At 50.0% G+C, this 330-nt stretch carries 1 rRNA gene; it reads left to right on the top strand.

The window, feature by feature from the left end:
* Positions 1-330: ribosomal RNA gene (locus tag AB4J89_RS19020) — 23S ribosomal RNA — on the top strand; the annotation flags it as partial.

Raw genomic sequence — 330 nt, 5'->3', positions numbered from 1 at the left:
TCCTGATTGACCGATAGTGAACCAGTACCGTGAGGGAAAGGCGAAAAGAACCCCGGCGAGGGGAGTGAAAAAGAACCTGAAACCGTGTACGTACAAGCAGTAGGAGCCCCACCACTAAGCTAGTGGTGAACTCACAGCGATTCTTTTGCATGATAATGTGCGGTAGACGGAGCGAAAGCGACGTCCAACCAACAAAATCAAGCAGAGGAGGCTTAGTGGTGGGGTGACTGCGTACCTTTTGTATAATGGGTCAGCGACTTATATTCTGTAGCAAGGTTAACCGTATAGGGGAGCCGTAGGGAAACCGAGTCTTAACTGGGCGAATGAGTT

It is taken from the genome of Proteus sp. STS61-E (assembly GCF_040932335.1).
Classification (GTDB): domain Bacteria; phylum Pseudomonadota; class Gammaproteobacteria; order Enterobacterales; family Enterobacteriaceae; genus Proteus; species Proteus mirabilis_B.
The sequence above is the reverse complement of the archived record's forward strand: the minus strand, read 5'-3'. Positions and strand labels throughout refer to the sequence as shown.